Here is a 14,061-nt window from a genome sequence, read left to right as displayed (position 1 = left end):
AAATTGCTCAAAGTGCATTTCGGACACTGGTTCCTGTAACAATTTTTCTAATACAATTTGCGGTTTGACTTCAGCAATATCTTCTTCGAGGATTTGATTCAGCTTAATTTTGTCTTCTATTTCCAGAGTAGTGATTGCTTCGATAATAGACTCGAAAGGAATTAGCATTTTGACAGCAGCTTGTATCATGTTTACCTTCCGGGATTATGTTTATATGATTACTTAAGTTACTATAGTAGCCCCAATTTACCGCTGTGGTAACGGGAGTTTATGTTTATTAACATTTCATTCCCACTGATCATCTTAACTGTTGACTATTTTACCAAAATGTGTTTAATCCAGCCATAAAATTCTACCAGCTATGGTTATTGTCAACAGATCAGGACATAGTATGAAAATGAGCAAAAATGTAGTTAAATATACTCTTAACCATGGAAAACTACTTTTTCCTAGCTTACTAAGCAGGGATTATAGGATGTCTGTATAATTACTCTAATAAAAATTTCCCGATCTACCCACACTTCCCACACTTCCCACACTTCCCACACTTCCCATACTTCCCACAGTTCCCATCTCCCTATTAAACGAATGCTTACTTGTTTTATTCAAAACCTGAAAGGTAAGCAGTCAGCAGTCAGCAGTCAGCAGTCAGCAGTCAGTTTAAAATAAACCTCGTTCCTAGCACAGGCTTTGGCCTTGGCCTTTCGGCCACGCTACGCGAATGGCCACGCTGTGCGAACGACGCTCTCACTTGACTCAGATTAAACTAATGCTTACCTCTTTTATTCAAAAGCTGATCACTAATCACTAATCACTAATCACTTATATAGCACTACGCATTTAGATTAGGACATTCCTAAACTCCGAAACGTAAGTAATCGCTTACTTTTAGGTGCGACCCGTGGCGAATTTAATTCGCCTACGGAAAGCGCACCTTTGACTTCTGACTTCTAACTTCTGACGCTAAGCGTAGCGCTATAGCTGATGGCTGATGGCTGACAGCTGACTGCTGAATGCTTACTTTGGGAGTAAAATCACCAACATCCCTATTAGTTCGGTCGGGTGCGATGGAACCAACAGAAGCACAATATCTAATTCTCAATGCTTTGGATACCTTAGGATTACTAGAAAATACTGTTTATGACCAAGACAATGGCATTTGGTACATCAGCACTGCCAGCCTTCTTCTGCCCTTTGCTATGCTTTTACCAAATGGTGAAATTACCCCGATTACACCTCTAGCCGAATTATGAAGCCCTTAAGTGAATTACAACAACAGCAATATCAACGAATGGTAGAACTCTCCACTCTGGCCCGTCAGCGATATCTGGACTCCGGAGGAGATCCAAACCGAGCCTCAGGGAGTCTACACAATGAAAATTATATGACTGCGGAAGAACAGCAGGAATTCTTGGTATTAGCTAGGGCACTTTCCGGGATATACATTAATAATGGTTATGTTTACTGTCAAGGGCGGTCTTGGAAATTACCCGAAGTGTTGAATCACGACTAGAGGGGGAGTGTGGGGAGAGGGGGAAGTGTGGGAAGTGTGGGAAGTGTGGGAAGTGTGGGGAGACTTAAAAACTCTTGAAAAGATTTATTAAAATAAGCTATAAAAATAAGCTACAATATAATATTTATCTAAATAATTATACCCATTTCCCTATCTCCCTATCTCCCTACTTCCTGCTCCCTGCTCCCTATTTCCCGATTCCCGACTCCCGACTCCCGACTCCCGACTCCCCTACATACCACAAATTTCCCTTAATTCTTCTTCGTCTTGATGAGTGACAAGGTAATCATGGAGCCAATCACAACTCTGTTCCACTAAATCCTCTAGATCTAAATTCCATAAAATTACAGTATTGTCTGCACTAGCAGAAGCAAGAGTCTGGCCATCTGGGCTAAAGACCACGCTATTGACCCAATCGCTATGTCCGGTGAGGGTGTGCAGGTCTTTGCCTTGGTGATTCCATAGTTTCACCGTCTTGTCCCAACTAGCAGAAGCAAGAGTCTGGCCATCTCGGCTAAAGACCACGTTATTGACCCAATCGCTATGTCCGGTGAGGGTGTGCAGGTGTTTGCCTTGGTGATTCCATAGTTTCACCGTCTTGTCCCAACTAGCAGTAGCGATAGTCATGCCATCTGGGCTAAAGGCCACGCTAGTGACATTTGCGTTGTGTTCGGTGAGGGTGTGCAGGTGTTTGCCTTTGAGATTCCACAGTTTCACGGTGTTGTCCCAACTAGCAGAAGCGATAGTCATGCCATCTCGGCTAAAGGCGACGCTATTGACAGGTTCGCTATGTCCAGTGAGGGTGTGCAGGTGTTTGCCTTTGAGATTCCACAGTTTCACCGTGTTGTCATCACTAGCAGTAGCGATAGTCATGCCATCTGGGCTAAAGACGACGCTATTCACCCAATTGCTATGTCCGGTGAGGGTTTGCAGGGGTTTGCCTTCTCGATTCCACAGTTTCACCGTGTTGTCATCACTAGCAGTAGCGATAGTCATGCCATCTGGGCTAAAGACGACGCTATTCACCCAATCGCTATGTCCGGTGAGGGTGTGCAGGTGTTTGCCTTGGTGATTCCATAGTTTCACCGTCTTGTCCCAACTAGCAGTAGCAATAGTCTGGTCATCTCGGCTAAAGGCCACGCTAGTGACATCTGCGCTATGTCCAGTGAGGATGTGCAGGTCTTTGCCTTTGAGATTCCACAGTTTCACGGTGTTGTCCAAACTAGCAGAAGCGATAGTCATGCCATCTCGGCTAAAGGCCACGCTAGTGACAGGTTCGCTATGTCCAGTCAGGGTGTGCAGGGGTTTGCCTTTGAGATTCCACAGTTTCACGGTGTTGTCCCAACTAGCAGAAGCGATAGTTTGGCCGTCTGGGCTAAAGGCGACGGTTATGAGATATTGGCTATGTCCGGTGAGGGTTTGCAGTACTTTGCCTTGCAGATTCCACAGTTTCACGGTGTTGTCCAAACTAGCAGTAGCGATAGTCATGCCATCTGGGCTAAAGGCGAGACTAGTGACATCTGCGCTATGTCCAGTGAGGGTATGCAGGTGTTTGCCTTTGAGATTCCACAGTTTCACGGTGTTGTCCCAACTAGCAGAAGCGATAGTTTGGCCGTCTGGGCTAAAGGCGAGACTAGTGACAGGTTCGCTATGTCCAGTCAGGGTGTGCAGGGGTTTGCCTTTGAGATTCCACAGTTTCACAGTCTTGTCCCAACTAGCAGAAGCGATAGTCATGCCATCTCGGCTAAAGGCCACGCTAGTGACAGGTTCGCTATGTCCAGTGAGGGTGTGCAGGGGTTTGCCTTTGAGATTCCACAGTTTCACGGTGTTGTCAAAACTAGCAGAAGCGATAGTCATGCCATCTGGGCTAAAGACGAGGCTATTGACAGGTTCGCTATGTCCAGTCAGGGTGTGCAGGTGTTTGCCTTGTAGATTCCATAGTTTCACCGTCTTGTCCAAACTAGCAGAAGCGATAGTCATGCCATCTGGGCTAAAGGTGACGCTAGTGACAGGTTCCCTATGTCCAGTGAGGGTGTGCAGGTGTTTGCCTTGTAGATTCCATAGTTTCACGGTGTTGTCCCAACTAGCAGAAGCGATAGTCATGCCATCTCGGCTAAAGGCCACGCTAGTGACAGTATCAGTATGTTTATCCAGGCTATTATACTGGTTGACGCCATAGAGAGATTGCTGCAACTTAGCGATCACTTGTATTCTAGTATCACCTTTTACCCTTTTTGTCTTTTGGAGTTTTCCTACTGGCCTTAAACTCTCTTTTAGAGCATCAAAGGGTTGCTTTGAGCTAAACAAGAGTTCTGAAGATTGACTCAGGGCTTTAATTTCACTTTCTTCTGCCTTTCTCGCCTGTTTACTAGACTCCAATCCAAAAACCGTTGAAACAACTGTCCCCAATACCAACACAGCAATAAACCCTGCCACCCCTAACCAGCGGTTACGGGTCATTTGCTTGTGCTTGTGACGGCTGACCTCAATATACTCCTCCGCCAGCCCATTCAACATCCCCAATTCACCATACTTTCTTAAATACTCCTGGGCTTCTATTAACCTCCCCCCAAGCAACAGTAAACCGGCATCATCACGCTTCTTTCCCTTCTCTTGCCATTCAAGCGCCGCCGCTTCCAGCTTGCTTTCGATCACCATCGCTTCTGTGTAAGTCTGCTTCCACTCCAGCAACCTTCCCCAGTGGCGAATCAAGGCTTCATGTACCACATCCAAAACCACATCCTGGGAATTTTCTTGATGACTTCTAGTAATCAAGCGGTTGTCTGAACTGGCTAAGGTCTGGCTAACAGCATCGAGCAGTTCTAAACTGTGATGAGAATTGACTAACTCCCCCAGGCGTACTCGTCTACGGGTATCGAGAGTCTCTCCCACTTGAGTTAATTCCAACAACAAACGCCTAGCCACAGTTTGTTCTACCTGGGAGAGACTATCAAATACCTGATTTGCCTTCTTTTCCAGAGTTCCCTCAATTCCCCCTAACTGTTGATAGGTTTCTAACCGTAAAAACGTTTCCTGCTGCTGTCTTGACTGTTTCCATAATTCCGTCAGAGTATATTGGAGCAGGGGAAGGCTACCTGGATAATCTTCGACATCGTTAATCAGTTGCTGTTTTAATCTCCCCTCAATCCCTAATCCTACTAATTCCGCCGGTAGTGCGATCGCTTCTTCAATTTCCTCATGGTTCAAGTGGTCAACATTAATTAATGGTCTATTAATCTTCTCTACTAATTTAGGATACTCTCGCAACCGCCCCCGAAAGTCAGAGCGCATGGCAATTAAAACAATTAAATTGTCTGTATTCTCGATTAATTCAATTAAACCGTTAAAGAATTCCTGGCGTTGGTCAGGTTGAATCATAGTGAAGCACTCTTCAAACTGGTCAATAATCATGACCATCGGAGTTTTACTAAAATTCTCTGGCTGGGCGTTGCTGATGGGAATGCCCCCTAAATCCCCCAACTTTGGGGGACTTTGAAAGTTTTGTTCCCCAGAATCAGCCACACCCTCTCCCTGCTTCTCTAAAAGCTCCCCCTTTTCCAGGACCTCCTGTAACCTTTGCTTTGGTATTTCACCTGGAGTGAAAGGTTCTAGATAATGCCAGCGATCGCTTCCAACAATTGCCTGACCTAACTTCAGCTGATACAATAATCCTGCTCTGAGTAAGGAAGACTTGCCACTGCCGGAAGCCCCTAACACTACCAGCAGACGGTCTTGATTTTTCACTCGCTCAATTAACTGCTCGGTCAACTGAGAACGACCGTGAAACACCAGAGCATCTTCTGGTAATGCGGTAAAATAAGACAGAGACCGGTAGGGGCACTTATCCTGAAAGCTCAGTTTCGGAAACTGAGTAGTCAGTATAATGGCTTGTTGTGAGTTAGCGATTAAAGGACGTTGCTGAGTCATTGACATCCGCTGCTCAATAAACAAGGCCAAATTATGACTATTAACAATACCATCCGGGTAATTTTCCGGATTCAATCCTGCCAGTAACTCCTTGGTAAATACTCCTTGTTCATGGCTAATCTCTACTCCCGGCTCGTAGGAACGAGTAGCAGTAATCAAGCAGTAAGCTTTATCAGTTGGGATAAATTTCAGTAACTCGCCACTGTAGCAACAATCTAACCAAATCACTACCTGTTTCACTGGGCTAGTTGCGATTTGCTGACCCAATTCCTGCAGAGGATAGCCATAAATTCCCACATCCGGAAAGGCATCACTAGTCACTAAGAAAACCTCTTCAATGCCATCCACCTCTTGTCTACAGCCATGGCCTGAAAAGAAGAATAGGGCGGTTTCTGGAGCTTGGTTAGGAGCAGGAGGATTAAACAGATTAGCAACTGCTTCCCTTAATTCCTCTAATTTTACTAGTCCTGTGCTCGATAGTCCCCCTGGTCCTTTTTGGGTCAACCCAAGGGGTAAGTCCTGAATCCGGAACGGTTCATAGCCATACTGTTGTAATCGTTGAGCGACATTTTCCCCGTCTTTAACAGCAACGGTCAGGTCGTTAAAGTTGGTGTATTCTGGATAACGGTTAATCCCAACGATTAGGGCTTCCCATTCCGGTGTCATTGGAGCGAGGTTGTGAAATTTTTATTAGCATAACATAATATCGCAATTTCGAGCACTCGGCTGATCCTTCATGTATAAAGATAGTAGATAGTGATCGAAGTAGTGACAGTGGCTGATGAATACCAACAAAACCCTATTAGCTTTTTTACTTGCTCTGACCGATTTAGACACACCCTTGAGTCAACCTGAGAATAAGAGCATCAAAGAAATTGGCGATCAACTTGATGCCCAACCTCTGGCCTGGGAGAAGTATACCAAACCCAAGCTGCTAGAGATGATTGCCGCCAATCCTGAGTTAAATCAACGTTACCAAACCTATTACAACCAACTTGACACTACGGTCGATATTCCTCCAGACTATCTCCCCACAGAAGCCGAAATCCAGCCAGTCAATACACCTAGCCGTACCTCGATCATGAGAGGACATAAACCTAAGTCATCACCTACAGGCTATGACCAACAAATTAATAATATTGTGATTGTCGTCAGTCGTTCAGAACAGCCACAAGAAGTTGTCCAAAAATTACCCTTGGAAAAACTTAAAGGGTTTTTAGGGGCTTCTAAAAAGTAAATTACCCAATTCGGGAGTCGGGAGTCGGGAGTCGGGGTAATAAAATTGAAGGGTGCATCTGATATTTGTAAAAAAAAAGATAACTGTGGGAATTTTATGATAATTTTTGCCTAATTGCAAAAGCGATGAAGTCGCTACCAAAAATCCTTAAATCCTTATAGAGTTGATTAACTCTTGCCTGTTGCCTGTTGCCTGTTGCCTGTTGCCTTTCCATAAGGTAGTATGTTCACAACTAAAATAAAAATGCTATAGTGAGCGATATAATCTTTCCAACTCTCGATTTATTTTTATATGACTTACGAGATGCTCTCAACCTCACTGAAGCTGAGAAGCAAGAAAAGCAAGCTAAGTTTCGAGCTAAACTCCCAGCAGATAGTAAATTCTTCGATCCTGATCTAGAAACCAAATATTTAGAACTACTCCCTAAACAAAAGTATTATGACTTTACCACAGCAAACGATACCCTAGAAGGGTACTACTATCCTGTCCGCTTAAATGATACCTATGGCTTGCAAATTGATTGTTCCATTAACAATCAAACCGACCCCCAAACCCCTGACTGTTTTGCCAGACTGCGAGCAGAAATTGAATGGAGATTACAAGGGGAAAGGGCGACCCTAGGGCAAACTTGGATGCTTTCTGGATGGTTACCGAAAACGTCGAGCAAAAGCTACGAATATATTGCTAAATCCTGTTATCATGTTTTCCAGACAGCGGCGAATTGGTCACAAGATTTACAAGGAGTATCAACACCCGAAAGTTCGACCAAACAGGAAAAAGACATTGCCAAATCTGGTGCTCAGGTTTTCGATAAAGCAGGGAATTGGTCACAAGATTTACATGGAAAAGGCAGCTTATTTGGTGGTGAAGTTTTTGAGCTGTGGCGATATCAACCCCTGAATCAGGTCAACTGCCATGTAATCATTATGCTCTTTTCTGACCAAGAAAGTATGGAAAAAGCAGCGGAATTGTATACGGATTGGATGGGTCTGTTTAGTTATAGAAACAAAATTTTATGGGCTTACAGCCAAAGTCGCTTAATCAAAAAAACCTTGGTAGCTTACTATAAGCAGGTTGAAGCCAATCAGAGACTTATCAGTGACGAAAACGCTTCTAGTTTTAGAGACCAAACCATCGCCGCAAAACTCGATGATATTCAAAAGTCTTTAGGGAACTATACCCTGGATTTGCCTAAACTAAATTTTCAAAACCAAATTATCGAGATTAATTTATTCAATTATCAAACCCGTTTAGAAATCATCAACCAAAAATGCCAAAAATTAGGTGCCGATAATAACCTAGAGTTTTTAGAAACGTTTAGTAAAGAGGTAAAGGAAAATTACCTATTGCAGGTTACTAAAGACTATGATATAATGGAGATGGCATTACGGCTGCTAGAGACCAGGCTCAATGCCATCCGTAGTCAAATTGAGCTGGAAAAAGCAGAACGCGATCGCACTTTTCAGACTATAGTAACGGTAGTTGGTGCGGGGACAGCTGTCACGGCTTTAATGGATTTTGACGCTAAGCAGTGTGAGACTGTATCCACGCTGATCCCACCCTTCAAAAAGAGCTGTGACAACCCTTGGATCAATAGTGTGATAGTACCAGTTGGGCTAATCCTGATATTTGGAGTAATTGCCTTGTGCTTCAAAAAAATCTTATCAGGTAGTAGGTTGGGTTGAACTGAGCTCAAGGAAGGCAGAAGGCAGAAGCCAGAAGCCAGATGGCAGAAGCCAGAAGCCAGATGGCAGTTCCCGACTTTTGGTGGGCAGTGCAAACCCAATGCTATGGCTAGTCAGTGAATCATACGGATGCACTGCCCACCCTACATGAATTCCCGACTTTTGGTGGGCAGTGCTTAGCAATGCTATGGCTAGTCAGTGAATCATACGGATGCACTGCCCACCCTACATCTGTTCCCGACTCCATTATTAAGCAACGCCCCCGACTCCCGATTCCCGACTCCCGACTCCCAACTCCCGACTCCCGCAACAAGTCTAATCAACTGCTCCCAAGGCTTTCAGGGAGGTAATAGTTGCTTTTGTTAAACCAGTAACACCGGCGATATTCATCCCCTCATAGGGTCTAGGCACTCTCAGGGTTTTGATACATTGACCCTTCTCGATATCCCAAAACTTAATTGTGCCATCGTTGCTGCTACTGGCTAGCATTAAACCATCTCGACTAAAAGCAACAGACCATACCACATTAGTATGTCCATGGAGAGTTTTTAAACATTCACCTGTCTGAACATCCCAGAGCTTACAGGTTTTATCATAACTACCACTAGCGATCAGTTTACCATTAGGGTTGAACGCCACTGAGCGTAATCGATGGGTGTGTCCACGCAAAGTGTTGAGACACTCACCAGTGCCAACATCCCAGACCCTAACAGTGTGGTCTTCACAGCCACTAGCGAGAATTCTGCCATCTCCACTAAAGACAACGGACTTGATGATATTCCGGTGTCCCTGCAAAGTACTTAAACAGTCACCGGTGCCAACATCCCAGAGTTTAACGGTTTGGTCTTCACAGCCACTAGCGAGGGTTGTGCCATCTGGACTGAAAGCCACTGACCAGACCAAACTCGTGTGTCCTAATAAGGTCTGGAAACACTCACCGGTGCTAATATCCCAGAGTCTTACCCTATCGTCATTATGACCACTGGCTAAGATTTCTCCATTGGGACTAAAGGCGACTGAAAGTACCCACTTGGGTCCGTGGAAGGTGTTGAGACATTCACCAGTGCTAATATCCCAGAGTCTGAGGGTTTGGTCTTTAGAGCCACTAACTAAGATTGCACCATCTCGACTGAAGGCAACAGAAAATATCAAATTGGTATGTCCTCGTAAGGTATCGAGGCATTCACCGGTACCAACATCCCAAAGTCTTACGGTTTGGTCTTCACTGCCACTGGCGAGGGTTGTCCCATCTGGACTGAAAGCAATAGACCATACGCCATTGGTATATCCTCGAAACGTGTTGAGGCATTGACCAGTGTTAATATTCCATAGCCTTACGGTTTGGTCATCACTACCACTTGCTAAAGTTACGCCATCTGGACTCAAAGCAATAGACCATACACCATTAGTATGTCCGTACAACTTATTGAGGCATTCACCAGTGCTAAAATTCCATAGCCTTACGGTTTTATCATCACTACTACTGGCGAGAGTGGTTCCATCTTTACTAAAGCCAATTGACCGTATGCTTTTTGTATGTCCCCGCAGCATCTTAACGCATTTACCGGTGCTAAGATTCCATAGCCTTACGGTTTTGTCATCACTACTACTAGCGAGGGTAGTTCCATCGGGGCTGAAAGCCACTGACCTGATCTGATGAGAGTGTCCTTGTAAGGTGCTGAGGCATTCACCTGTATCAGAGTCCCAGAGTTTGATAGTTTTATCTTCACAGCCACTGGCGAGAATGGCACCATCGGGACTACAAGCTACGGCTCTTACGGTTTGGGAGTGCTCTGGCAAGATGTTCAAGCATTCACCGGTACTAACATCCCAGATTCTAACGGTTTTATCGCCACTGCCACTAGCAACAATTGTGCCATCTCCACTGACAGCAACTGACCATATTCTACTCCTATGTCCTCGCAAGGTGTGGAGGCATTGACTGGTAGCAATATCCCAGAGCCTGACGGTTTGATCTTCAGAGCTACTAGCCAAAATCTGAGTCTCTTCACTGTTACCATCATCTAGCCTAGTAAAGGCCAAAGACCATACCCAACTGGTGTGTCCCTTCAAGGTTAAACGGTATTGACTATCAGCAATTTGCCACAGATGAATCTTGCCCATGCTATCACCTGCAGCCAAAAGCTGGCCATCGGGGCTAAATGATACTGACAAAATACTACCAAAAGGTTGAGTAAAAACTGATTTAGCGATGGTAGCATTAGCGAAGTTTACATCTAGCAACTCTACCCCCTGAAGGTAAGCTTGCAAAATAGTGAGATTAGAAAAATCATAACCCCTTAAATCAGTTTTAAGTTGGCAGAGCAGATTAAGGATATTACCGGCTGCATAGCCTACCCTTGGCACCAAGTTTTCTCTTATTTTCGAAAGACTATTATTTAGAGTTTCCTCAAGACAACTTTGACTACTCAAACTAGCGATTAGCTGATCGATTAATGGTTTGAGGAGCAGACGGGATTGACTTTCCCGAATGTACTGTTTTGCCAAAGCCTTCAGCAAACAATGAGAATTAAACAGAGCTATTTTATCGGTGAGTATTTCCTGACTAACCTTGTCAATTACTTTCTCAGTCATGTACTCGATCAGCACAGGTTGCAGGGTAAAGCCTGCTGAACTTTTTTCCAAAGGTAAACGTCTTTGCAGGGATTGCAGTGTTACTGGTAAATGTTGTTTAGCCACTGGTGAGAGGATATCCTCTCGGAGTTGGGCAAGGGAAACAGCTTCCCGATTAATTGCCAACCAGTACAGAATTTCCTGTTCGTGGTCTGACAAGTGCTCAAAGTGCCAGGTTAACACTTCACGAAAGTCATCGAAGACTGGTTTTCCTTCTGTTAAAAAGTCGCCAATATTACCCAAAAATACTTCATCAATATGCTTGGCAACAATTTCTAGGGATAAAGGATTACCGTTGTAAAATTCAATCAGTTCTTGCCATTGCTGATCTGAACCAGAGAACGAGGCAATGGAATTAAAGATTTTCTTGCCATCTGAAACTTCAAAACCGCTTAATTCCAGGCAACGAACCGGTCGTGTTTTGCCTTCAAGTCTGGCAATGGCGTGGGGCTTCTCTCGGCTGGTGATCAACAAGCAGCTTTGATGGGAGACTTCTCCAATTTTTCGGAACAGTTGCTCATACTCCTCATATCCTTCTCGATATTGCCCAGCCTTGTCACCACCTTGTATAATTGACTCTACATTATCCAGGATTAGCAAACAGCGATGCTCACGCAAATAGTGAAGTAGTCGTGATAGTTGAGCATCTATGGTGTCTGGTAAATTGCTTTCTACCTGGTTGGAGAGAAATTTGATCAGCTCTTCGAGAATTTTTATAATGGGAGGAGCATTAAGTAGCGTACGCCAAATGACGTACTCAAACTCATCCTGAATGCCATGATCTAGCTTGAGGGACTGATCAGTTTTGCCAATTCCACCCTTACCTAGCTTCAAAGAGAGTCCAGTTTTGCCAATTCCACCCATTCCTAAAATTGCCACCACTCGGCAACGATCCTGGAGAATCCATTGCACTAAGGTAGCCAATTCTTCGGTACGTCCAAAGAAAACTGGCACATCCGGCGCTGCTGACCAATCTACTCGATTTGAGGGGATTTTAGTGGTTGTCTTCTGGATTGAGGACTTAGGGAGGCTGTTCTCAATCACATATTCCCAGTTAAGTCCTAAAACTTGGCAAAATACCTGGAAAACTTGGGCATTAATCGGCTTTCCTTGCAAGAAGCGTTTCCAAGTAGCTAGGGAGACACCAGGAGCATAGATTTCTTGCAACCCATACTCGGAGGATGCCCAGTCGATATCTGGATTTAAGATCTTACTCGCCTCGACCAGCCATCTGTGATCCTCTATCGTCCATCCCTTTCGGTTTCGATACTGTTTAATTGTTAGTCTTCCCTGTCGAGACGCTTGTAAAGATGGCAAAATCTCACCTCAGCTATAGGATTTACAAATAGGTCATGAACAATCTTGATGATTTCTCATAACATCAAAAACTCTTTGGAGCTCTTTCCTACTGTTCCCTGTTCCCTGAGCCGAAGTTACCTGTTTCGACGGGTCCGCTGTTTACATCTCAAATAAAAATGCTATATTCAAATCGAAGCAAAACCTAAGCTCAAGGGAATCGCAGGTCAACTCTGGCAAACACCCTTAGGCATATTCCAGGTCTAAGAGGGTATTTTAAAGATGTTGGATCCGACTCGAAAGGCCCCCCTAACCCCCCAAAGCAAGGGGGTAAGTTAGTACAAAGTCCCTAAGATTTGGGATTATGATGGCTTATTACCAACATTTGGTACTTCTCAAACATCCTCGCGACCCAGAGAATCTTAATGCGCTACGGGCACCCTAGGCGATGAAGCGTTCGCTTCCGCGTGGCCTACGGCCTCAGCTTCCGCGCTTGTGCAATCGGAGCCTCTGTCAGTAGACATACTGCCAAAGTCAGTCACAATATCCCACCAACACTTAGGTGCGCAAGACCCATTAAGAATTAAATTCGCCACTGGTCGCACCTCAGGAAACCTCTTCACAATCCTGTTCACAATGCTTTGCTACTTGATGTTTTAATAATTCAAATTAGAGCCAGCTGAGAGCTCAAAATTATTATACTTTATTATACAAATTGTCAAGTGCCAATTTTGGATCATCTGTTGTGATCACGAGGTGATCCAAACCTGATCCAAAACTGTGTCTAGCACAGCCTGGGCAAATCCGGAATTCTGGATAATGTGTAATTCAGGTTTAAGTAGTCATGGCACAAACAAGGTCAGAACCCCCATTACTGATCCAAGCAATCCTTGAGGGGTTTGTGGATGGGGTGCTGATTCTAACTACTAACCAAGATTGGTTTCATGCCAATGAGTGTGGACGTCGAATGTGTTCTAAAATCACTCAAGGTAGGTCACAGATAAATTCTATCCCTGACCCAATTTGGCGAGTTTGCGAATCATTAATTGATAGTCGTGAGTGGTTTTGCGATCGCAAACTAATTATCGAAGCTGAAATTCAAGTGGATAAGTCAGTTAACTTTCGGGTTAGGGTTAGATGGTTAACGTTAGAGTTATCTCCAGAACCTTACCTCTTAGTAACCCTAGAAGATCAAAATCAATCTTATCAAATTTCCGCTAGCACTGATGCTCTAAAATATGGCTTAACGCCCCGGGAAGAGCAAATATGGTCACTTAAAAAAGCCAACTTTACTTACCGAGAAATTGCCCAGCAGCTATTTATCAGCATCAATACGGTTAAGAAGCACCTAAAAAATATTTACGCTAAACAAAAATAATGATAGGCATCACCATTATTATATAGCAATACTTGTTTGATGGACTTTATTAATTGGTTTTATGGAGTAGGTATTGGTAGAAAATAAATTTAAATTTGTTCAGGTTTTTAATTTATAATTCAACGAATAAAGTTATGACTATATAGCGTTGATTGCAGTTATGAGGTACAGTCTTTTTTGACGTTGATTCCCTGTTTTGATGCAGCGCATTCCTATTCCCTATTCCCTGTTCTCTCTTCCCTGTTCCCTGTTCCCTGTTCCCTGTTCCCTGTTCCCTGTTCCCTGTTCCCTGTTCCCTGTTCCCTGTTCCCTGTTCCCTGTTCCCTGTTCCCTGTTCCCTGTTCCCTGTTCCCTAAAATCCTGAAATTTTGTACCTCATAGATATTATAAT

The 14,061-nt window shown here is 44.1% G+C and carries 10 protein-coding genes and 1 pseudogene; 7 read left to right on the top strand and 4 right to left on the bottom strand.

From position 1 onward, the window contains the following. Positions 1 to 189 (bottom strand): annotated as a pseudogene (locus tag F6K37_RS17290) (hypothetical protein); the annotation flags it as partial. Between the two features lie 824 nt (positions 190 to 1,013). Between F6K37_RS17290 and F6K37_RS17285 the strand changes: the two are divergent. The 3 genes from F6K37_RS17285 (at position 1,014) to F6K37_RS17275 (ending at position 1,791) form a co-directional block, all read left to right on the top strand. Then, positions 1,014 to 1,253 (top strand): hypothetical protein, encoded by a 240-nt coding sequence (locus tag F6K37_RS17285; protein WP_008181022.1) that lies wholly within the window; start codon positions 1,014 to 1,016, stop codon positions 1,251 to 1,253. Then, the gene (locus F6K37_RS17280; protein WP_008181023.1) at positions 1,250 to 1,513 is read left to right on the top strand and encodes a hypothetical protein; all 264 of its coding nucleotides are present in this window, start codon (positions 1,250 to 1,252) and stop codon (positions 1,511 to 1,513) included. Before F6K37_RS17285 ends, F6K37_RS17280 begins: the two co-directional genes overlap by 4 nt. Before the next feature lie 74 nt (positions 1,514 to 1,587). Beyond that, positions 1,588 to 1,791, top strand: a complete 204-nt coding sequence (locus F6K37_RS17275; RefSeq protein ID WP_154659704.1) for a hypothetical protein — start codon at positions 1,588 to 1,590, stop codon at positions 1,789 to 1,791. Here the strand turns inward: F6K37_RS17275 and F6K37_RS17270 are convergent. Continuing rightward, positions 1,745 to 6,106: an nSTAND1 domain-containing NTPase gene (locus tag F6K37_RS17270; protein WP_287251350.1), complete on the bottom strand. Its 4,362-nt coding sequence runs from the start codon at positions 6,104 to 6,106 to the stop codon at positions 1,745 to 1,747. The two genes, F6K37_RS17275 and F6K37_RS17270, sit on opposite strands and share 47 nt — an antisense overlap. Positions 6,107 to 6,221: 115 nt before the next feature. Between F6K37_RS17270 and F6K37_RS17265 the strand changes: the two genes are divergently transcribed. The 3 genes from F6K37_RS17265 (at position 6,222) to F6K37_RS17255 (ending at position 8,712) form a co-directional block, all read left to right on the top strand. After that, positions 6,222 to 6,677 carry a hypothetical protein gene (locus tag F6K37_RS17265; protein ID WP_008181028.1) on the top strand — a complete coding sequence of 152 codons (456 nt, stop codon included), beginning with the start codon at positions 6,222 to 6,224 and terminating at the stop codon, positions 6,675 to 6,677. Between the two features lie 251 nt (positions 6,678 to 6,928). Continuing rightward, positions 6,929 to 8,362, top strand: a complete 1,434-nt coding sequence (locus F6K37_RS17260; protein ID WP_287251349.1) for a hypothetical protein — start codon at positions 6,929 to 6,931, stop codon at positions 8,360 to 8,362. A gap of 116 nt (positions 8,363 to 8,478) precedes the next feature. Beyond that, positions 8,479 to 8,712: a hypothetical protein gene (locus tag F6K37_RS17255; RefSeq protein ID WP_154659705.1), complete on the top strand. Its 234-nt coding sequence runs from the start codon at positions 8,479 to 8,481 to the stop codon at positions 8,710 to 8,712. On the opposite strand, the gene F6K37_RS17250 is transcribed toward F6K37_RS17255, so the two are convergent. After that, entirely contained in the window at positions 8,678 to 12,313 is a 3,636-nt protein-coding gene (locus F6K37_RS17250; protein WP_063747922.1) for a WD40 domain-containing protein, read from the bottom strand. The genes F6K37_RS17255 and F6K37_RS17250 overlap by 35 nt on opposite strands. Before the next feature lie 401 nt (positions 12,314 to 12,714). After that, positions 12,715 to 12,888 carry a hypothetical protein gene (locus tag F6K37_RS17245; RefSeq protein ID WP_287251348.1) on the bottom strand — a complete coding sequence of 58 codons (174 nt, stop codon included), beginning with the start codon at positions 12,886 to 12,888 and terminating at the stop codon, positions 12,715 to 12,717. A 248-nt stretch (positions 12,889 to 13,136) separates the two neighbouring features. Between F6K37_RS17245 and F6K37_RS17240 the strand changes: the two genes are divergently transcribed. Beyond that, positions 13,137 to 13,670 carry a helix-turn-helix transcriptional regulator gene (locus F6K37_RS17240; RefSeq protein ID WP_008181031.1) on the top strand — a complete coding sequence of 178 codons (534 nt, stop codon included), beginning with the start codon at positions 13,137 to 13,139 and terminating at the stop codon, positions 13,668 to 13,670. Positions 13,671 to 14,061: the final 391 nt, after the last annotated feature.

Origin of the sequence: Moorena sp. SIO4E2, from assembly GCF_010671945.1 — a bacterium.
Classification (GTDB): Bacteria; Cyanobacteriota; Cyanobacteriia; order Cyanobacteriales; family Coleofasciculaceae; genus Moorena; species Moorena producens.
The sequence above is the reverse complement of the archived record's forward strand: the minus strand, read 5'-3'. Positions and strand labels throughout refer to the sequence as shown.

What these genes read in the sequence shown, in the direction of transcription:
- F6K37_RS17285 (WP_008181022.1), top strand. Translation starts at nt 1,014, where the DNA reads ATGCTTACTTTGGGAGTAAAATCACCAACATCCCTATTAGTTCGGTCG.
- F6K37_RS17265 (WP_008181028.1), top strand. Translation starts at nt 6,222, where the DNA reads ATGAATACCAACAAAACCCTATTAGCTTTTTTACTTGCTCTGACCGAT.
- F6K37_RS17270 (WP_287251350.1), bottom strand. Translation starts at nt 6,106, where the DNA reads ATGACACCGGAATGGGAAGCCCTAATCGTTGGGATTAACCGTTATCCA.
- F6K37_RS17280 (WP_008181023.1), top strand. Translation starts at nt 1,250, where the DNA reads ATGAAGCCCTTAAGTGAATTACAACAACAGCAATATCAACGAATGGTA.
- F6K37_RS17240 (WP_008181031.1), top strand. Translation starts at nt 13,137, where the DNA reads ATGGCACAAACAAGGTCAGAACCCCCATTACTGATCCAAGCAATCCTT.